Source organism: Streptomyces echinatus (assembly GCF_014203595.1).
Lineage (GTDB): Bacteria > Actinomycetota > Actinomycetes > Streptomycetales > Streptomycetaceae > Streptomyces > Streptomyces echinatus.
This window is the reverse complement of record NZ_JACHJK010000005.1, coordinates 23,578-42,049: the sequence shown is the minus strand read 5'-3', so window position 1 is coordinate 42,049 and position 18,472 is coordinate 23,578. Positions and strand designations below refer to the sequence as shown.

General features: G+C 73.1%; 20 protein-coding genes. 16 read left to right on the top strand and 4 right to left on the bottom strand.

The genetic code is table 11. From position 1 onward, the window contains the following. Positions 1-23: 23 nt before the first annotated feature. The 5 genes from FHS34_RS15355 to FHS34_RS15335 all read left to right on the top strand — a co-directional run bounded on the left by FHS34_RS15355 (position 24) and on the right by FHS34_RS15335 (position 4,753). Positions 24-1,049, top strand: a complete 1,026-nt coding sequence (locus FHS34_RS15355) for a LacI family DNA-binding transcriptional regulator (RefSeq protein WP_184965421.1) — start codon at positions 24-26, stop codon at positions 1,047-1,049. 158 nt (positions 1,050-1,207) lie between these two features. Then, positions 1,208-2,197 carry a S1C family serine protease gene (locus FHS34_RS15350; protein ID WP_184965419.1) on the top strand — a complete coding sequence of 330 codons (990 nt, stop codon included), beginning with the start codon at positions 1,208-1,210 and terminating at the stop codon, positions 2,195-2,197. Positions 2,198-2,245: 48 nt separating this feature from the next. Then, positions 2,246-2,476, top strand: coding sequence for a hypothetical protein (locus FHS34_RS15345; protein WP_184965417.1), 231 nt, complete (start codon positions 2,246-2,248; stop codon positions 2,474-2,476). Between the two features lie 91 nt (positions 2,477-2,567). Then, positions 2,568-3,302, top strand: coding sequence for a response regulator transcription factor (locus FHS34_RS15340; RefSeq protein WP_184965415.1), 735 nt, complete (start codon positions 2,568-2,570; stop codon positions 3,300-3,302). Next, positions 3,299-4,753, top strand: coding sequence for a HAMP domain-containing sensor histidine kinase (locus FHS34_RS15335; protein ID WP_184965413.1), 1,455 nt, complete (start codon positions 3,299-3,301; stop codon positions 4,751-4,753). Before FHS34_RS15340 ends, FHS34_RS15335 begins: the two co-directional genes overlap by 4 nt. Positions 4,754-4,762: 9 nt before the next feature. On the opposite strand, the gene FHS34_RS15330 is transcribed toward FHS34_RS15335, so the two are convergent. Continuing rightward, positions 4,763-5,242 carry a MarR family winged helix-turn-helix transcriptional regulator gene (locus FHS34_RS15330; protein ID WP_184965411.1) on the bottom strand — a complete coding sequence of 160 codons (480 nt, stop codon included), beginning with the start codon at positions 5,240-5,242 and terminating at the stop codon, positions 4,763-4,765. Between the two features lie 106 nt (positions 5,243-5,348). Between FHS34_RS15330 and FHS34_RS15325 the strand changes: the two genes are divergently transcribed. Further along, positions 5,349-6,215, top strand: coding sequence for an NmrA/HSCARG family protein (locus FHS34_RS15325; RefSeq protein WP_184965410.1), 867 nt, complete (start codon positions 5,349-5,351; stop codon positions 6,213-6,215). Between the two features lie 210 nt (positions 6,216-6,425). Here FHS34_RS15325 and FHS34_RS15320 read toward each other — a convergent pair whose 3' ends face one another. Continuing rightward, a complete protein-coding gene (locus FHS34_RS15320; RefSeq protein WP_184965409.1) occupies positions 6,426-8,213 on the bottom strand; it encodes a bifunctional metallophosphatase/5'-nucleotidase in 1,788 nt (595 codons plus the stop codon). Positions 8,214-8,373: 160 nt separating this feature from the next. On the opposite strand from FHS34_RS15320, the gene mshD reads away from it, so the two are divergent. From mshD to FHS34_RS15280, 8 genes are all read left to right on the top strand, one after another. Continuing rightward, a complete protein-coding gene (gene mshD / locus FHS34_RS15315) occupies positions 8,374-9,300 on the top strand; it encodes a mycothiol synthase (RefSeq protein ID WP_184965408.1) in 927 nt (308 codons plus the stop codon). Positions 9,301-9,392: 92 nt separating this feature from the next. Continuing rightward, positions 9,393-9,779, top strand: coding sequence for a GntR family transcriptional regulator (locus tag FHS34_RS15310; protein ID WP_184965406.1), 387 nt, complete (start codon positions 9,393-9,395; stop codon positions 9,777-9,779). After that, positions 9,776-10,657, top strand: a complete 882-nt coding sequence (locus FHS34_RS15305) for an ABC transporter ATP-binding protein (protein WP_184965404.1) — start codon at positions 9,776-9,778, stop codon at positions 10,655-10,657. Before FHS34_RS15310 ends, FHS34_RS15305 begins: the two co-directional genes overlap by 4 nt. After that, on the top strand, positions 10,654-11,661 hold the full coding sequence (locus tag FHS34_RS15300) for an ABC-2 membrane transporter-related protein (protein ID WP_184965403.1): 1,008 nt from the start codon (positions 10,654-10,656) through the stop codon (positions 11,659-11,661). Before FHS34_RS15305 ends, FHS34_RS15300 begins: the two co-directional genes overlap by 4 nt. Next, a complete protein-coding gene (locus tag FHS34_RS15295) occupies positions 11,658-12,404 on the top strand; it encodes an ABC-2 membrane transporter-related protein (RefSeq protein WP_184965401.1) in 747 nt (248 codons plus the stop codon). The genes FHS34_RS15300 and FHS34_RS15295 overlap by 4 nt, the downstream gene beginning before the upstream one ends. Before the next feature lie 159 nt (positions 12,405-12,563). Continuing rightward, on the top strand, positions 12,564-14,927 hold the full coding sequence (locus FHS34_RS15290; protein ID WP_184965399.1) for an RNA degradosome polyphosphate kinase: 2,364 nt from the start codon (positions 12,564-12,566) through the stop codon (positions 14,925-14,927). Next, a complete protein-coding gene (locus tag FHS34_RS15285; protein ID WP_184965397.1) occupies positions 14,908-16,077 on the top strand; it encodes a CHAD domain-containing protein in 1,170 nt (389 codons plus the stop codon). Before FHS34_RS15290 ends, FHS34_RS15285 begins: the two co-directional genes overlap by 20 nt. 19 nt (positions 16,078-16,096) lie before the next feature. Next, positions 16,097-16,522 (top strand): NUDIX hydrolase, encoded by a 426-nt coding sequence (locus FHS34_RS15280; RefSeq protein ID WP_184965395.1) that lies wholly within the window; start codon positions 16,097-16,099, stop codon positions 16,520-16,522. 55 nt (positions 16,523-16,577) lie between these two features. On the opposite strand, the gene FHS34_RS15275 is transcribed toward FHS34_RS15280, so the two are convergent. Further along, positions 16,578-16,763 carry a hypothetical protein gene (locus FHS34_RS15275; RefSeq protein ID WP_184965393.1) on the bottom strand — a complete coding sequence of 62 codons (186 nt, stop codon included), beginning with the start codon at positions 16,761-16,763 and terminating at the stop codon, positions 16,578-16,580. A 143-nt stretch (positions 16,764-16,906) separates the two neighbouring features. Between FHS34_RS15275 and FHS34_RS15270 the strand changes: the two genes are divergently transcribed. Both FHS34_RS15270 and FHS34_RS15265 read left to right on the top strand, forming a co-directional pair. Beyond that, a complete protein-coding gene (locus tag FHS34_RS15270) occupies positions 16,907-17,791 on the top strand; it encodes an SCO4651 family lipoprotein (protein WP_184965391.1) in 885 nt (294 codons plus the stop codon). Positions 17,792-17,910: 119 nt separating this feature from the next. After that, positions 17,911-18,072 carry a hypothetical protein gene (locus FHS34_RS15265; RefSeq protein ID WP_184966389.1) on the top strand — a complete coding sequence of 54 codons (162 nt, stop codon included), beginning with the start codon at positions 17,911-17,913 and terminating at the stop codon, positions 18,070-18,072. Between the two features lie 84 nt (positions 18,073-18,156). Here the strand turns inward: FHS34_RS15265 and FHS34_RS15260 are convergent, their stop codons facing one another. After that, positions 18,157-18,465, bottom strand: a complete 309-nt coding sequence (locus FHS34_RS15260) for a metal-sensitive transcriptional regulator (protein ID WP_181795224.1) — start codon at positions 18,463-18,465, stop codon at positions 18,157-18,159. Between the last annotated feature and the right edge of the window lie 7 nt (positions 18,466-18,472).

Genomic DNA, 18,472 nt, shown 5'->3' with positions numbered 1-18,472 from the left:
GTCAATCCGCGTAGACTCCGCGCGTGGCCAAGGTGACTCGGGATGACGTGGCACGGCTGGCGGGGACCTCCACCGCCGTCGTCAGTTATGTCATCAACAACGGACCCCGGCCGGTCGCCCCGGCCACGCGCGAGCGTGTCCTCGCCGCGATCAAGGAACTGGGGTACCGCCCCGACCGGGTCGCCCAGGCGATGGCCTCCCGGCGCACCGACCTCATAGGGCTGATCATCCCGGACGCCCGCCAGCCCTTCTTCGGGGAGATGGCGCACGCGGTCGAGCAGGCCGCCTCCGAGCGCGGGAAGATGGTCCTGGTCGGCAACACCGACTACATCGGCGAGCGCGAGGTCCACTATCTGCGTGCCTTCCTCGGCATGCGCGTCTCGGGCCTGATCCTGGTCTCCCACGCGCTGAACGACCTCGCCGCGGCCGAGATCGACGCCTGGGACGCCCGGGTGGTGCTGCTGCACGAGCGTCCGGAGGCCATCGACGACGTGGCCGTGGTGACGGACGACCTGGGCGGCGCCCAGCTCGCCGTGCGCCACCTGCTGGAGCACGGCTACGAGTACGTCGCCTGTATGGGCGGCACGGCGGAGACTCCGGCCGTCGGCGACCCGGTCTCCGACCACGTCGAGGGCTGGAAGCGGGCCATGGCCGAGGCGGGCCTGCCCACCGAGGGCCGGCTGTTCGAGGCGCCGTACAACCGCTACGACGCCTATCGCGTGGCCCTGGATGTCCTCTCCGGCCCGAACCGGCCGCCCGCGGTCTTCTGTTCCACCGACGACCAGGCGATCGGTCTGCTGCGGGCGGCGCGCGAGCTGCGCATCGACGTGCCCGGGCAGCTGGGCGTGGCCGGGTTCGACGACATCAAGGAGGCCGCGCTCGCCGACCCACCGCTGACCACGGTCGCCTCGGACCGCTCGGCGATGGCGCGGGCGGCGGTCGACCTGGTGCTGGACGACGGGCTGCGGATCGCCGGGTCGCGGCGCGAGCGGCTGAAGACCTTCCCCTCGCGGCTGGTGCTGCGCACGAGCTGCGGCTGCACCGGCTGACCGGTCCCAGCGCGGGGCCGCTCGGCGCGGTTTCACGGGTCCGGCGGGGCCCGGTCCGGTTTCGTCCGGGACCGTCTTCATAACGGGCAAACGAGGTTCTGCCGGGCTTCTCAGGGAGCACTCAGGAAGCTCTCATGGTCACGGGGGACTCTTCTGTCATGACCGAGAGCCAGGGCACTTACGAGCAGCCGTACTCCCACCCCGCCCCCGTGAACCCGGAGTGGCCGCCCCCGCCGTCGCACCAGCCGGCCGTGCAGCCCGCTCCGCACGGGAAGAAGCGCCCCCGTGGCCCCGTCGCCCTTCTCGCGGCGGTCGCGATCGTGGCGGCGGCGGTCGGCGGCGGCACGGCGTACGCCTTCCAGGAGCTGGCCGGCAAGGACACGGTCGCCACCGGGGGCAGCGGCACCACCGTGGTGCCGACCGCCAAGCGGGGCGACGTCGCCGCGATAGCCGCCGCGGTCAGCCCGAGCGTGGTCGAGATCAACGCGACGCTCGCGAACGGCTCCTCCACCGGCTCCGGTGTGATCATCACCTCCGGCGGTGAGATCGTCACCAACAACCACGTCGTCTCCGGCGCCGACTCCATCAAGGTGCGCACCAGCGACGGCAAGAGCTACACCGCCGAGGTGGTCGGCACCGACAGCTCCAAGGACCTCGCGCTGATCAAGCTGGCGGGCGCTTCGGGGCTGAAGGCGGCGGCGCTCGGTGACTCCAGCGGCGTCCAGGTCGGCGACTCGGTCGTGGCGATCGGCTCCCCCGAGGGTCTGACCGGCACGGTCACCAGCGGCATCGTCTCCGCCCTGGACCGGGACGTCACCGTGTCCACCGACGAGAACCAGGGGCAGGGCCGGAGCGGCGGCGGCCAGTGGCCGTTCCAGTTCGGCGGCCGTGAGTTCAACGGTGACACCGGCTCGTCCACGACCACCTACAAGGCCCTCCAGACCGACGCGTCCCTGAACCCCGGCAACTCCGGCGGTGCGCTGATCGACGCCGCCGGCCGGGTGGTCGGCATCAACTCCGCGATGTACTCGTCGAGTTCCCAGGCGTCCTCGTCCTCGGACGCGGGCAGCATCGGCCTCGGCTTCGCCATCCCCGTCAACACCGTCAAGTCCGACCTGGCCGCACTGCGGGCGGGCTCCGACAGCTAGCAGCACACCGCGCGACAGCCAGCGCGACCGTCAGCAAGGAGCAAGGTCATGATCAATCACTTCCCCCACCACATGGCCGAACGCGGCCCGGCCGGCATCACCCTGGCCCTCTCCATCGCGTCCGAACTGCACGTGCCCGTCCCCGCGCCCCGCCCGGCGCCCCGCGCCGCCGAGGTGGCCGTGACCCCGGTTCCCCAGCTGATGGGCCTGCGCACCTCCGCGGCCCGCCCGCACCGCCGCAAGGTGCCGCTGCACCGGCTGAGCACGGTGCGGGCCTGACCGGCCCGCGTGCCCCTCAACGGCGGCGGGACGTGGCACGCTGAGAGACACCCGAGACCCGCCCCACCGCACCCCGAGGAAACCGCGAGCGATGAGCCCCGCCGAAGGCGACCGTGACCCCCAGCGCATCCTGATCGTCGACGACGAGCCGGCCGTACGCGAGGCACTGCAGCGCAGTCTCGCCTTCGAGGGGTACGGCACGGAGGTCGCCGTCGACGGCGCGGACGCCCTGGAGAAGGCCACCGCCTACCGGCCCGACCTGGTCGTGCTGGACATCCAGATGCCGCGCATGGACGGACTGACGGCGGCCCGCCGGATCCGGGGCGCGGGGGACACCACCCCGATCCTGATGCTCACGGCCCGCGACACGGTCGGCGACCGGGTGACCGGACTGGACGCGGGCGCCGACGACTACCTGGTCAAGCCCTTCGAACTGGACGAGCTCTTCGCCCGTATCCGCGCGCTGCTGCGCCGCAGCTCGTACGCGACGACGGTGTCCGCCGAGGCGCAGGAGGACGAGGCGCTCACCTTCGGCGACCTGCGCATGGACCTCGCGACCCGGGAGGTGACGCGCGGCGGCCGGCAGGTGGAGCTGACCCGCACGGAGTTCACCCTGCTGGAGATGTTCATGGCACACCCGCGGCAGGTCCTCACCCGCGAGCAGATCCTGAAGGCCGTCTGGGGCTTCGACTTCGAGCCCTCGTCCAACTCCCTCGACGTCTACGTGATGTACCTGCGCCGCAAGACCGAGGCCGGCGGCGAGGCGCGGCTGGTGCACACCGTGCGCGGAGTGGGGTACGTCCTGCGGCAGGGCGGCGCCGAGTGAAGCACCTGGTGCGCCGGTACCGGGCACTGCCCATCCGGGCCCGGCTCGCCATGCTGGTCGCGGCGGCGGTGGCGTTCGCGGTGGCGGCGGTGTCGGTGACGTGCTGGTTCATCGTGGAGCGCAAGCTGTACGAGCAGCTCGACGGGGACCTGCAGAAGTCGCTGCGGAACACCACGCAGATGGGGCAGTTGCAGTACACCCTCGACAACTGCACGGACACCCCGCAGGCGGGGGACTTCCTCCTCCGGGACCGGTACTCCCAGCTGGTCACGGAGGACGGCAAGGTCTGTCTCTTCGGATCCGCCTCGGGCAAGATCAAGGTCACCCAGGCGGACAAGTCCGAGATCGAGCGCCTGGACCCCGACACGCTCTACTTCCGCAACGGCAACGACGCCGAGGGCAACGAGCTGCGGGTGCTCACCAAGCCCTTCGGCCCCACCACGACCGCGGGCGGCGGGCGCGGGCCCAATGTCGGCGTGCTCATCGCCGTACCGCTCACGAGCACCCAGAAGAACCTCAACGACCTCGCCCTGATCCTCCTGCTGGTGTCCGCCGTCGGAGTCGTCGGTGCCGGGGCCGCGGGGCTCGCGGTGGCCCGGGTCGGGCTCCGGCCCGTCGACAAGCTCACCGAGGCCGTGGAGCACGTGGCCCGCACGGAGGACCTCAGTGTCCGGATCCCCGTGGAGGACGACAGCGAGGACGAGGTGGCCCGGCTCTCGCGGTCCTTCAACTCGATGACCGCCTCGCTGGCCAGCTCGCGCGAGCTCCAGCAGCAGCTGATCGCGGACGCGGGCCACGAGCTGCGCACTCCCCTGACCTCGTTGCGGACCAACATCGAACTCCTCACCCGCAGCGAGGAGACGGGCCGGCCGATCCCCCCGGAGGACCGCAAGGCGCTGCTCGCCTCGGTGAAGGCGCAGATGACCGAACTGGCGGCCCTGATCGGGGACTTGCAGGAGCTGTCCCGCTCGGAGGGGCAGCGCGGCGAGCGGGTCCAGGTGGTGGCCTTCCAGGACACCGTCGAGGCGGCCCTGCGCCGGGCCCGGCTGCGCGGTCCGGAGCTGTCGATCACCGCGGACCTGGAGCCCTGGTTCGTCCGGGCGGAGCCCTCCGCGCTGGAGCGGGCGGTCGTCAACGTCCTCGACAACGCGGTGAAGTTCAGCCCCGAGGGCGGCACGGTCGAGGTGCGGCTCGGCGAGGGGGTGCTGACCGTCCGCGACCACGGCCCCGGCATTCCGGAGGACGAACTGCCGCACGTCTTCGACCGCTTCTGGCGCTCCCCGGACGCGCGGGCCCTCCCGGGCTCCGGCCTGGGCCTGTCCATCGTGGCCCGTACGGTCCGGGAGGCGGGCGGCGAGGTGGCCCTGGCCCGCGCGGAGGGCGGCGGCACGGTGGCGACGGTACGGCTGCCGGGGGCGCCGACCCCGCCGCCGGAGACGCCCGCCGGCTGATCCTGCCCCTCAGTCGGGCCTGGGCATGGCGCGCAGGCGCTCGATCTGGGTCCGGCTGATGTCGATCGCCCGGCGCATGTGCCGGGTGATCACCCGCAGCTCGTCCTCGCTGTGGTCGTCGAAGACCGTCTGCCAGGTCTGTCCGAGGTCGTCCCACAGCGCGGTGACGCGCGCGACGCTCTCCGGGACCGGGGTGACCAGCACGCGGCGGCGGTCCTGCCGGTCGGGGGTGCGGGTGACGTAGCCCGCCCGTTCCAGCCGGTCCACGAGGCGGGTGGCCGAGCCCGTGGTGAGGCCGGTCATCCCGGCGATCTGCTTGACCGTGAGCGGTTCCGGCTCCGCGGTCAGCAGGCTCAGGCACTGCACGTCGGTCGGGTGCAGTCCGAGGTGGTCGGCGACGGCCTGGTTGAACAGCACGTACGCGGCCAGATAGCGCCGGGACTCCGAGGAAAGCTCCTCGTACAGCCGGGCCCGGTTCGGGTCCCTCATGGATTCCCTCCCAGAAATCGCTGCGTGGCGCAGCGAACTGCGCTACTCTTCTGCGTGACGCAGCTAATGCGTCACACAGCAATACTACCGATCCCGGGGGAGAACCATGCTCACCATCGCCGTCACCGGCGCCACCGGCGCCCAGGGCGGAGCCACCGCCCGCGCCGCACTCGCCGCCGGCCACCGCGTCCGCGCCCTGACCCGGCGCCCGGACTCAGCCGCCGCCGACGCCCTGTGCGAGCTGGGGGCCGAGGTCCGGCACGCCGACTTCGACGACCGCGCCTCCCTCGACGCGGCCCTCACCGGCGCCGACGCGCTCTTCGCCGTCACCACCCCGTTCGGCACCGACACCGACACCGAGATCCGTCAGGGCCGGGCCCTGGTGGACGCCGCGGCCGGCGCCCGGCTCGGCCATGTCGTCCTCACCTCCGCCGCCCACGCCGACCGCGGCACGGGCATCCCGCACTACGAGAGCAAGTGGGTGATCGAGGGGCATCTGCGCGCCAGCGGCCTGCCCTGGACGGTGATCGCCCCGGCGGCGTTCATGGACAACTACGCCGGCGGCTGGACCCTCGACGGTCTGCGCACCGGCACCTTCGCCTGGCCCATGCCGTCCGACGTGCCGCTCACGCTCATCCCGGCCGCCGACATCGGCGCGTTCGCCGCCCTGGTCCTCCAGCGCCGGGACGACTTCGCCGGCCACCGCCTCGACATCGCCTCCGACACCCTCACCCCCGCGCAGATCGCGAGCGCCCTCGGCACCGCCGCGGGCCGCCCGATCACGCACGAGGAGGTCCCGCATGCCCATGTCCGCAGCCACTCGGAGGATCTGGCGGCGATGTTCGCCTACTTCACCGGCAAGGGTCTCGACGTCGACGTCGCCGGCCTGCGCCGCGCGTACCCCGAGGCCGGCTGGCACACCTTCGCCGAGTGGGCGGCCGGGCAGGACTGGGACGCGCTGCTGGACGGATGACGGCCGACGCCACCGCGCCCCGCGGACCATTCTGAGCGGGGCTCGCCCCGACGGCGGCCACGATCTGGTTCGACCGGCGCAGGCGGAACTGACCGCCGTCGGCGGGACCGACCGCCGCCGGCGCGGGACCGTCGTGCGAGATCCCGACGAAATACCCCTGAGAGGGACTCTCAGGGGTATTCGGGAACCGCTCAGGTGTTCACACGGGCTCTACTGCACGACGGTGATCCGGTCGGCCTTCGGCGGGGCGATCGGGTTCGTGGCCGACGAGTTCGCCGTCAGGTACTTCTCCAGCGCCGTCAGGTCGTCCTTGCCCACCAGGTCGCCCGTGCCCTGGCCCAGCGTCGGGAAGCCGTCGCCGCCGCCCGCGAGGAAGCTGTTGGTGGCGACGCGGTAGGTGGCCGCCGGGTCGAGCGGCGCGCCGTTCAGCCGGATGGAGTCGGTGACCACGCGGTCCGCGCCGGACTTGGTGAGGTCCAGGGTGTAGGTGAGGTTCGCCGACGGCTGGAGGATCTTCGGGGCCGCCGCGTTGGGGCCGCTGACCTGCTCCTTGAGCGCCTGGACCAGCTGGGCGCCGGTGAAGTCCTGGAGGTTCACGGTGTTCGCGAACGGCTGGACCGTGAAGCCCTCGGCGTAGGTGACCACGCCGTCGCCCTCGGCGCCCTTGGCCGCGTAGGTCAGGCCGGCCCGGACCCCGCCCGGGTTCATCAGGGCCAGGCTGGTCCTCGGGTCCAGCTCACGGCCGTAGGCGAGCTGCGCGTCGGCGATCAGGTCGCCCATCGGGGACTCGGTGCCCGTGTTGTTGATGTCGGCGGAGATGTAGCCGATGGCGCGGTTGCCGATCGGGGCGGCCAGGGTGTTCCACCTGCCGATCAGGTCCGTCATGTCCGGGGCCTTGGGCACGTCCCGGGTGACCACGCGGTTGGCGGACTTCACCGCCGTGCGCACGATGTCGCCGGTGCGGCGGTCGTACGTCAGCGTGGTGTCGGTGTACAGGCGGCCGAAGGAGGCGGCCGAGGTGACCATGCGGGGCCGGCCCGACGGGTCCGGGACCGTGCACACGTACGCGGTGTGGGTGTGGCCGGTGACCAGGGCGTCCACCGCCGGGGTCACGTTCTTGGCGATGTCCACGATCGGGCCGGAGAGGCCGGCGCCGGCGCCCGGGGAGTCGCAGTCGTAGTTGTAGGAGCCGGACGCCGGGAAGCCGCCCTCGTGGATCAGGGCCACGATGGACTGGACGCCCTGGCGCTGGAGCACCTTGGCGTACTTGTTGATGGTCTCGGCCTCGTCCTTGAAGGTCAGGCCCTTGACGCCGTCGGCGGAGACGATGCCCGGGGTGCCTTCGAGCGTGACACCGATGAAGCCGATCTTGACGCCGTTCTTCTTCCAGACCCAGTACGGGTCCAGGATCGGCTTGCGGGTCTTGTCGTTCAGGACGTTCGCGGCCAGGTACGGGAAGTCGGCGCCCTGGAACCTCTTGTCCGTGTAGCAGCCGTCCGTCGGGTGGCAGCCGCCGTTCTGCAGGCGGCCCAGCTCCCGCGCGCCCTCGTCGAACTCGTGGTTGCCGACCGAGGTGACGTCCAGGTCCAGCTCGTTGAGCGCCTCGACGGTGGGCTCGTCGTGGAACAGGCCCGACAGCAGCGGGGAGGCGCCGACCATGTCGCCGCCGGCCGCCGTGATCGAGTAGGGGTGACCCTTGCGGGCCTGGCGGAGGTGGGTGGCGAGGTACTCGACACCGCCCGCGTCGATCGTCTTCGTCGTGCCGTCCGGCTGGAGTTCGGTGACCCGGCCGGAAGAGCCGGACGGGGGTTCCAGGTTGCCGTGCAGGTCGTTGAAGGAGAGGAGCTGGACGTCCTGGTAGCGGCCCGGACGGTGGTGGTGGCTCTCGTGCGCGTCCGCCGGGAGCGCGCTGGTCAGTGCCGCCGCGGTGGCGAGACCGGCGGCGGCGGAGAGCAGGCCGTACGTACGGCGTCTGGTGCGCCGGGGCGCGGCTGACATGGGACCCCCCTGTGGGTCGGCTGTGGTGGCTCGGCGCAGCCTAGGGTCAACGCGCGTAGCGCGACAGGGGGTTCAGGGTTACATCCTGGTTTACCTTTACCGATTCCTTTGCGGCCGGTATGCCGGGACTTCGCCCCGGCCGCCCCGTACCCTCGTACGCATGAGCAGCGACGACACCGTACGGGGCTTCCCCGCCCGTTCCATCGAGACCTACTCCGCGCTCACCCCGGACCGGGCCGAGGCGGTCCTGCGCCTGCTCGGCGAGGCCGTCCGGGTCGACGGGCAGCAGCCGGTGTCCGAGCAGGGCCGGCTGCAGCTGCGCGGGGAGGCCCGCGAGGGCGTCTCGCATCTGCTGCTGAAGGTCGACGGCGAACTCGTCGGGTACGCCCAGCTGGAGGACACCGACCCGGTCGAGGCGCCGGCCGCCGAGCTGGTGGTGCATCCCACGCACCGCGGACACGGGCACGGCCGGGCGCTCGGCTCGGCCCTGCTCGCCGCCTCCGGCAAGCGGCTGCGGGTGTGGGCGCACGGCGGGCACCCCGCCGCCCGGCATCTCGCGCAGGTGCTCGGCCTGACCCTGTTCCGCGAACTGCGCCAGATGCGCCGGTCGTTGGCCGACCTGGAGCTGCCCGAGCCGGCACTGGCGGAGGGCGTGACCGTGCGCGCCTTCGTGCCCGGCAAGGACGACGCGGCCTGGCTCGCGGTGAACGCCGCGGCCTTCGCCCACCACCCCGAACAGGGCTCGCTGACCCAGCGGGACCTGGACGACCGCAAGGCCGAGCCGTGGTTCGACCCGGCCGGGTTCTTCCTCGCCGAGCGGCGCGGGGAGCTGATCGGCTTCCACTGGACCAAGGTGCACGCGGAGGAGGGGCTCGGCGAGGTGTACGTCCTCGGGGTCCGGCCCGGCGAGCAGGGGGGCGGGCTGGGCAAGTCGCTCACCACGATCGGACTGCGCCACCTGGCCGCCCAGCAGCTGCCGACCGCGATGCTCTACGTCGACGCCGACAACAGCGCGGCGGTGTCGGTGTACGAGCGGCTGGGGTTCAGGGTCCACGAGACGGACCTGATGTACCGCACGGAAACCTGACATTCCCGCACATGAGGGGCGGCCGCCTTGACGACCGCCCCTCTTTTGCAACACCCTTTCACTACTCAATTAGTGAAAGGGTGGTTGTACCGATGGTCGAGTACCGCATCGACCGGCACAGCGGCGTGGCCACCTACGTGCAGATCGTCCAGCAGACCAAGCAGGCCCTCCGCCTCGGCCTGCTTCAGCCCGGTGACCGGCTGCCCACGGCCCGCGAGGTGGTGGAGGCGACCGCCATCAACCCCAACACGGTCCTGAAGGCGTACCGCGAACTGGAGCGCGAGGGCCTGGTGGAGGCGCGGCGCGGGCTCGGCACCTTCGTCCGGCGGTCCCTCGGCACCGCCCCCGCCGACTCCCCGCTGCGCACGGAGCTGGAGGCGTGGGCCGAGCGCGCCCGCGCCGCCGGGCTGGAGCGGGACGACGTGGCCGCACTCTTCACTGCCGTACTCGACACGCACTTCCAGGGAGACCCGTCATGAGCAGCGACGCGGCGTTGAGGGCCGACGCTCTGGGGAAACGATTCGGCCGCCGTGAAAACTGGGCCCTGCGGGACTGCTCGTTCCGGCTGCCCACCGGACGCGTATGCGCCGTCGTCGGCCCCAACGGCGCCGGCAAGTCCACCCTGCTGGCCCTGGCCGCCGGGCTCACGGCACCCACCGAGGGCAGCGTCACCGTCCTCGGCACCACGCCCGCCGCAGCCCGCCCCCGGGTCGGCTTCGTCGCCCAGGACAAGCCGCTCTACCCGCAGCTCACCGTCGCCGAGACGCTGCGCATGGGCGCCGACCTCAACCCGGAACACTGGGACGCTGCCGTCGCCGAAGAGGTCGTCGCGGGCGGTGACCTGAACCCGAAGGCCCGCATCCGCTCCCTCTCCGGCGGCCAGCGCACCCGGGTCGCGCTCGCCCTCGCCGTCGGCAAGCGGCCCGAGCTCCTGCTGCTGGACGAGCCGATGGCCGACCTCGACCCCCTGGCCCGGCACGAACTGATGGGCACGCTGATGGCGCAGGCCGCCCAGTACGGCACCACCATCGTGATGTCCTCCCACGTCGTCGCCGAGCTGGAGGACTCCTGCGACCACCTGCTGCTGGTCGGCGGCGGCCGGATCCGGCTGGCCGGCGAGATCGACGAGCTGCTCGCCGCCCATCTGCGGGTGGCCGGCGCCGCCGACGCCACCGGCCTCGGCGCGCACACGGTGGTGGAGTCCAAGGTCACCGGCCGCCAGCTCACCGCACTGATCCGCCCGGCCGGACCGCTCTCCGGCGAGTGGCGCGCCTTTGCCCCCTCGCTGGACGAACTCATCCTCGCCCACCTGCGCAATCCCGGCGCGCCGGCGCTGCCCGAGAGGAGTGCCGCATGACCGCCGTCCTGACCGGCACCCCCGTACCGCGGGCCGCCGGAAAACCGCGCCTCACCCGATGGGTGCTGCGCCTGCACCGGCCCGCGCTGTACGCCTGGGCGGGCCTGCTGGTGGCGCTGACCGCCCTGCTGCTCGGCCTGCGCGGGCCGCTCGCCGACGCGGCGGCCGAGGGCTGGCGGCAGTACAACTCCTGCACGGGCACCGCCAGGTGCTCCTACGACCAGGACGCCATCGTCCGCTACAAGGACTACTACAACTACGCCACCGTCGCACTGAACGCGCTGCCCATGCTGGTGGCCGGCTGGGCGGGCGCCGCGCTGGTCGGCCGGGAGCTGGAGTCCGGCACGGCCCTGCTGGCCTGGACCCAGGGCACGTCACCGGCGCGCTGGCTGGCGGTCCGGCTCGCCGTGCCGGCGATCGCCGTCGCCGCGGGAGCCGCGCTGCTGTCCTGGCTGCACCACCTCGCCTGGAGCGCGGGCCGGGGCCGCATCGACACCGCCAAGGACTGGTACGACCGCTTCACCTTCTACGCGGGCGGCCCCACCGCCGTCGTCCTGGCCCTCGCCGGACTCGCGGCCGGCGTGCTCGCGGGCCTGGTGCTCCGCCGGACGCTGCCCGCCCTCCTCGTCGGCATGACGGTCACCGCGGCCCTGCGGGGTGTCACCGAGATCGCCCTGCCGCACCTGTGGCCCGCGGTCACCCGCGTCTCCACGACGGACCAGGTCCCCCTCGGCGCGGGACTCGGCGTCGACGAGGGCGTGATCACCCGCTCCGGCGCCCGGACACCCGTCCCCGCGTGCCACACCGAGGCCCAGTGCCGGGCCGCGTACGCCGACATCACCGGGCGCTGGAGCACCTACCACCCCTACTCCCACCACTGGCCGCTCCAGCTCACCACCAGCGCGCTGGTCCTGGCCGTCGCCGCGCTGCTGGCGCTCGGCTCCTTCCTGGCGCTGCGCCACAGCACGGGCGCCCCCCGAACCACGGAGAAGGCCACCGCATGACCGCCCTCGCCCCCGCCCGCCCGGCCACCCGCCGCGCCCTGCTGCGACTGCACCGCCCGGCCCTGCTCGTGTGGACCGCCTTCGTCCTCCTCGCGGCCGGGGAACTGCTCTGGGTCCACTACTCGGCCGCACCCCAGGAGCGGACCTGCGCACGGCACTGGTGCGCCTACACCACGTTCGCCGACGCCGACAGCGTCATGCGGCTCCTCGGCGAGGCCCTCTGCTACGCACCCTGCGCGGTGGCCGCCTGGGCCGGTGCCGCGCTGATCGGCCGCGAGCTGGAGTCCGGTACCGCGCGGCTGGTCTGGACCCAGGCCGTCACCCCGGTCCACTGGCTGACCGCGAAGCTGACGGCGGCCGCGCTGCCGCTGCTCGCCGGCGCCTCGGCGCTCGCCCTGGTCTTCGACTCGGTCTGGTCCGCCGACCAGGACGTCCTGGCCGCGCACTGGACCTGGGACCGCGTCTTCGTCCCGCGGGGCCCGCTGCTGCCCGCGCTCGTGCTGTTCGGGCTGGCCGCCGGAGCCCTGGCCGGCCTGGCCCTGCGCCGTGCGCTCCCCGCCCTGGCCGTCGCCTGCGCGGCCTGCGTGGCCCTGCGGCTGTACCTGCGCGACCTGTGGCAGCCGCTGCGCGGCCCGCTGAGCGGTTTCTGGCCCCTGCACCTGGCCGCCACCGGTACGGTCCTGGCCCTCACCGCGGCCGCCACCGTCGCCGCGTACGCCGTCCTGCGCCGCCGGACCGCCTGAGCCACCGGAACGACACCGGTCCGGCGCGTCCCGCCACGGGGGGCGGGACGCGGCGGACCGGTGTGCTCGCGCCCGGGATCCCCTTCGAGCCGCTCCCCGCTATCCCGCACGTCATGTCGCCGTAACCATTGATTCAGCCAGGCTTGCGACGCTCGGCCAATGAAGCCCGCCGTGCCAGAACCTTCGCCGCCCCCCGAGGGGGCCGCCGCGGGGAACGGGGCCGTCAAGCTCCCACCCGCGCGTTCCGACGCGCCTGTGACGCCCGTCGCGCGGAAGAATGGGTTCATGAGCCAGTCAGAAACCCAGGCGGACGTCCAGCACCCGCAGCCCTCCGTGGGTTCCATCGCCGCGCACCGCCCGCACACCGTCGCCGCCGCGGTCTCCGACCTGGAACCGGACATCGACGCGGACCTCGACGCGTACGAGGAGTCCCAGGCCGAGGGCGCCCCGCTGCCCCAGGGCCGTTTCCTCGACCGTGAGCGCAGCTGGCTCGCCTTCAACGAGCGCGTCCTGGAGCTGGCCGAGGACCCCGCCACGCCGCTGCTGGAGCGCGCGAACTTCCTCGCCATCTTCGCCAGCAACCTGGACGAGTTCTTCATGGTCCGGGTGGCCGGCCTGAAGCGCCGCATCGCCACCGGCGTCGCCACCCGCTCCGCCTCCGGCCTGCAGCCCCGCGAGGTGCTGGAGATGATCTGGGCCCGCTCCCGCGAGCTCATGGCCCGGCACGCGGCCTGCTACCACGACGACGTCGCCCCCGCACTCGCGGAGGAGGGCATCCACCTGGTCCGCTGGACCGAGCTGACCGAGAAGGAGCAGGCCCGCCTCTTCACGCTCTTCCGGCACCAGATCTTCCCGGTCCTCACCCCGCTGGCCGTCGACCCCGCGCACCCCTTCCCGTACATCTCCGGCCTCTCGCTGAACCTGGCCGTCGTCGTACGCAACCCGGTCAGCGGCCACAAGCACTTCGCGCGCGTGAAGGTGCCGCCGCTGCTCACCCGCTTCCTGGAGGCCTCCCCGGGCCGCTACGTCCCCATAGAGGACGTCATCGCGGCCCCGAACCACCTGGAAGAGCTGTTCCCGGGCATGGAGATCCTGGAGCACCACGCCTTCCGGATCACCCGCAACGAGGACCTGGAGGTCGAGGAGGACGACACCGAGAACCTCCTGCAGGCCCTGGAGAAGGAGCTCATGCGGCGCCGCTTCGGGCCGCCGGTGCGCCTGGAGGTCGAGGAGTCCATCGACCGCGAGGTGCTGGACCTGCTGGTCCGCGAGCTGAAGATCTCCGAGGCCGAGGTCTACCCGCTGCCCGGCCCGCTGGACCTCACCGGCCTCTTCCGCATCCACAGCCTCGACCGGTCCGAGCTGAAGTACCCGAAGTTCATCGCCGGCACCCACCGCGACCTCGCCGAGGTCGAGTCGGCGTCCGCGCCGGACATCTTCGCCGCCCTGCGCGCCCGGGACGTGCTGCTGCACCACCCGTACGACAGCTTCTCCACCTCCGTGCAGGCGTTCCTGGAGCAGGCGGCGGCCGACCCCGACGTCCTCGCGATCAAGCAGACCCTGTACCGCACCTCCGGCGACTCCCCCATAGTCGACGCGCTCATCGACGCCGCCGAGTCCGGCAAGCAGGTCCTGGTCCTGGTCGAGATCAAGGCCCGCTTCGACGAGCACGCCAACATCAAGTGGGCCCGCAAGCTGGAGGAGTCCGGCTGCCACGTCGTCTACGGCCTGGTCGGCCTGAAGACGCACTGCAAGCTGTCCCTGGTGGTCCGCCAGGAGGGCGAGACCCTGCGCCGCTACAGCCACGTCGGCACGGGCAACTACCACCCGAAGACGGCCCGTCTGTACGAGGACCTCGGACTGCTCACCGCGGACCCGCAGGTCGGCGCGGACCTCTCCGACCTCTTCAACCGGCTGTCCGGCTACTCGCGCCGGGAGACCTACCGCCGGCTCCTCGTCGCTCCCAAGTCCCTGCGGGACGGCCTGATAGCCCGGATCAACAAGGAGGTCCAGCACCACCGTGCGGGCCGGCCGGCCTTCGTCCGCATCAAGGTCAACTCGATGGTCGACGAGGCGGTCATCGACGCCCTCTACCGGGCCTCCCAGGCGGGCGTGCCGGTCGACATCTGGGTACGCGGCATCTGCGCCGTGCGCCCCGGCGTCACGGGCCTCTCGGAGAACATCCGGGTGCGCTCGATCCTCGGCCGCTTCCTCGAGCACTCCCGGGTCTTCGCCTTCGGCAACGGCGGCGAGCCCGAGGTGTGGATCGGCAGCGCCGACATGATGCACCGCAACCTCGACCGCCGGATAGAGGCCCTGGTCCGGGTCGTCGACCCCGGTCACCGCGCAGCCCTCAACCGGCTGCTGGACACCGGCATGTCCGACGGCACCGCCTCCTGGCACCTCGGCCCGGACGGCGAGTGGACACGGCACGCGGCCGACGCGGACGGCCAACCCCTGCGCAACGTCCAGGAGATGCTCATAGACGCCCGGAGGCGCCGGCGTGGCACAGCAACACCTTGACCCGACGGACCCCACGGCCGAGGCGGTGACCGGGGACGCCCTCGCGGGTTACCTGCGCGCCCAGGCCACGGAGTTCCTGCGCGCCCTGCGCCTGCACCGGGACACCGGCGGCAACGGCGCGGGCGGCTCCGTGCGCGGCCACGCGGGCGCGGGGACGGGCGGCGCGGAGGGGTCCGCCGACGCGGCACGCGCCCTGCGCCGCTCGGCCCGCCGCATCAGCGGCAGCCTGCACACGTTCCGTCCCCTCCTCGACCCGGACTGGTCGGAGGAGATGCGCCCCGAACTGGCCTGGCTGTCCGGCACGCTGGGCCTGGAGCACGCGTACGAGAGCCGCCTGGACCGGCTGTTGCTGGCCCTGCACCGGCTGTCGGGTTCCACGGCCTTCCCCGCGCAGCCGGTCGCCGCCGCTGCCGACCCGGTCGACGTGGCCGTGGCCGGTCGCGTCGCCGGTGCTGCGCCCGTGCCGCTGAAAGCGGCACCCGCCCACGGCAGCGGCCCGGCCGGACAGACGGCGGCACCGGAGCGCGGCAACCTCACCGTGGGCGCCGCCAAAGCGGGCGCCCTGCTCGAACGCCAGCTCACCCTCGCCCGGACCCGGGCCCACTCCACCGCCCTGCAGGCCCTCGGCTCCTCCCGCTTCCACGCCGTCGCCGACAAGGTCGCCGTACTCGCCAGCGAGGTCCCCCTCACCCCCCACGCCCCCCTCACCGGGCTGCGCCCCCTCGCCGGCGCGGCCGAGGAACGCCTCACGGACGCCGTCGCCGCGCTGCCCCTGGTCACCGCCGGCCACCCCTACAACGCGCAGGCCCTGGTCCACGGTCTGTCCCCGGACCCGTCCCCGCACCCCCAGGACGGCCCCTGGCACCAGGTCCGCCTGTTGCTGCGGCTGCACCGGTACGCCCGTGAGGTGCTGCACGGCGGCGACGCCCCCATGGACATCCGGCTGCTGACGGCGGGCCAGGCGCTGAACCGGCACCGGGACGCCTCGGAGGCGGCAGCGGCGGCGGCCCAGGCGGCCCGTACCCCCCGGATCACTCCGGCCACCGCGTACGCGCTCGGTGTGCTCCACGCCGACCAGCGGCACGAGGTGGAGGCGGCCAGGTTCGCGTTCCAGCAGGCGTGGCAGAGGCAGACCGTCGACGCGCCCTGATCTTCCACGAGGAGGCGGTGTGAACGACACCGTGGTCCAGGCGGCCGGCTGTGTGCTGTGGCGCCGTTCCCCGGTCTCCGGCGACCTGGAGATCTGCGTGGTCCACCGCCCGAAGTACGACGACTGGTCCCACCCCAAGGGCAAGCTCAAGCGGGGTGAGGACGCGCTCGCCGGTGCGCTGCGCGAGGTCGCGGAGGAGACCGGGTACGCGGCCGAGCCCGGGGGCGAACTGCCGACCGTGCACTATGCGGCGGGCGGCCGCCCGAAGCGGGTGCGGTACTGGGCCGCGGAGGCGGTTTCCGGCCACTTCACGCCGAACTCCGAGGTGGACCGCATCCTGTGGCTCTCCCCGGCCGCGGCCCGCTCCCGGCTCACCCAGCCCCGTGACCGGGACCTGGTGGACGCGCTCGGCCGGCCGTCGGACCGGCGGGAGCGGCAGGTCTGAGCCCCCGCCCGGGCCGCGGGGGCCGCCGTCGCGGCGACGTCACCGCCCGGCCCCGTCACAGGCCCGCCGGGTGCCCCTCCGCGTCCGCACGGGCCTGACTGCGGGCCCGGCGGGCGGGGCCTCGCCAGCCGCAGCTGCACCGGGCCACGCAGAAGCGGCCCTGCTCGGTCGTCGTCGTGAGGTGTTCCTGCCCGGACCGATCCGGCTCCGGCCCGTCCTGCTGCGCCGAGGTGAATGCCACCCGGACAACGTTACCCAGCGCGCGGGGAAAGCTGTCGGGCGGCTTCCCCCCGCCCGCGGGCGGCGCGTGACGACGCCCCCCACCCGTCGTTATCCGAGCGACGGGGGCCCGTGACGGACACACCGGCTGGGGGTAGGCAGGCGATGGATGGGCGGCAGCACAGGCGCGCGGGCAGGACGGTCGCGGCGGTGGGCATCCTCCTCGGCCTCGGGACGGGCGCCGCGGGCTGTTCCGGCAGCGGGGCCGCCGCCGAGGACGTCAAGGGCGGGATCGACCCCGTGACCGCCCTGCACCGGGCCGCCGACGCGCTGCGGGGCGCGGGCGGCTCCAAGGCCACCACCTCGATGGAGATGGCCACCGGCGGCACCCGGGTCACCATCCGCGGCAGGGGCGTCTACGACTACCGGCACCGCCTCGGCCGGCTGACCGTGATGCTGCCCGAGGATCCCGCGGGGGCGGCCGAACACCGGCCCATCACCGAACTGCTCGCGCCGGGCGCCCTGTTCATGAAGAACCGGGGCGCGGGCGTCCCGGCCGACAAGTGGGTGCGGGTGGACACCGCGACGCTGTCCGACGGCAACCTGGTCACCGGGGGCGCGACCGACCCCTACGTGGCGGCCGAGGTGCTGCGCGGGACGCGGGACGCGGCCTTCGTCGAGCGGACCGAGGTCGCCGGGACGCCGGTGCGGCACTACCGGGGCACCGCCGACCTGGGCCGTGCGGCCCGGTACGCGTCGGCCGGGAACCGGGCGTCCCTGGCCGCGGCGGCGAGAGGGTTCGCCGCGGCCGAGGTCCCGTTCGACGCCTACCTGGACGACCAGGGCCGCATCCGCAAGCTCCGGCAGCGCTTCAGCTTCGTCAACGGCCACGAGAAGACCAGCGTGGCGGTCGCCTCGACCCTGCTGCTGTACGCCTTCGGCACACCCGTGGACATCCGGCTGCCGGCCCCGGCGGACATCTACGCGGGCCGGATCGCCGAGGAGGAATCCGGGCAGGAGACCGGGGAGAAGTCCGGGGACGGCGCCTGAAACCGGCCGGTGCACTAGTCCGGGACGCCCTCCCGTAAGTAGCCCGTCCGTGCCATGCGCGGTGTGTAGACCGCTGCCTACCCTAGGAAGCGGGTGACGGCAGAGAAGAGGTGAGGCGGGTGGCTCCGGTCGGCGGCACGGCGGTTCAGGACCACGTGGCCCTCGCCGAGATCGAGCTGTGCGGAGAGCTGATCATCGCGGCCTCGGCCGCCGAGGACCGGCTCAGCCTGGAGAGCATCGACGAGGTGCTGCGGGTCGCCGAGGAGAAGAATCCGGCCTGAGCGCGGTCCGCGCGGCCGGGCCGGCCGCGCGGACCAGGTGATCGCCGCCGGGCGGCCGGGCCGGGTACGGAACCGGCGGCCGGCTCAGGTGCGGAGCAGGCGGCCGATCGCCTTCGTCGCCTCGTCCACCTTCGCGTCGATCTCGTCACCGCCCTTGAGGGCGGCGTCCGCCACGCAGTGCCGCAGGTGCTCCTCCAGCAGCTGCAGCGCGAAGGACTGCAGGGCCTTGGTGGAGGCGGAGACCTGGGTGAGTATGTCGATGCAGTAGGTGTCCTCGTCCACCATCCGCTGCAGGCCACGGATCTGCCCCTCGATCCGGCGCAGCCGCTTGAGGTGCTCGTCCTTCTGCTTGTGGTAGCCGTGCGTGGCGCCGGCCTCGGTCGTCGTCGTCATCGCGGGC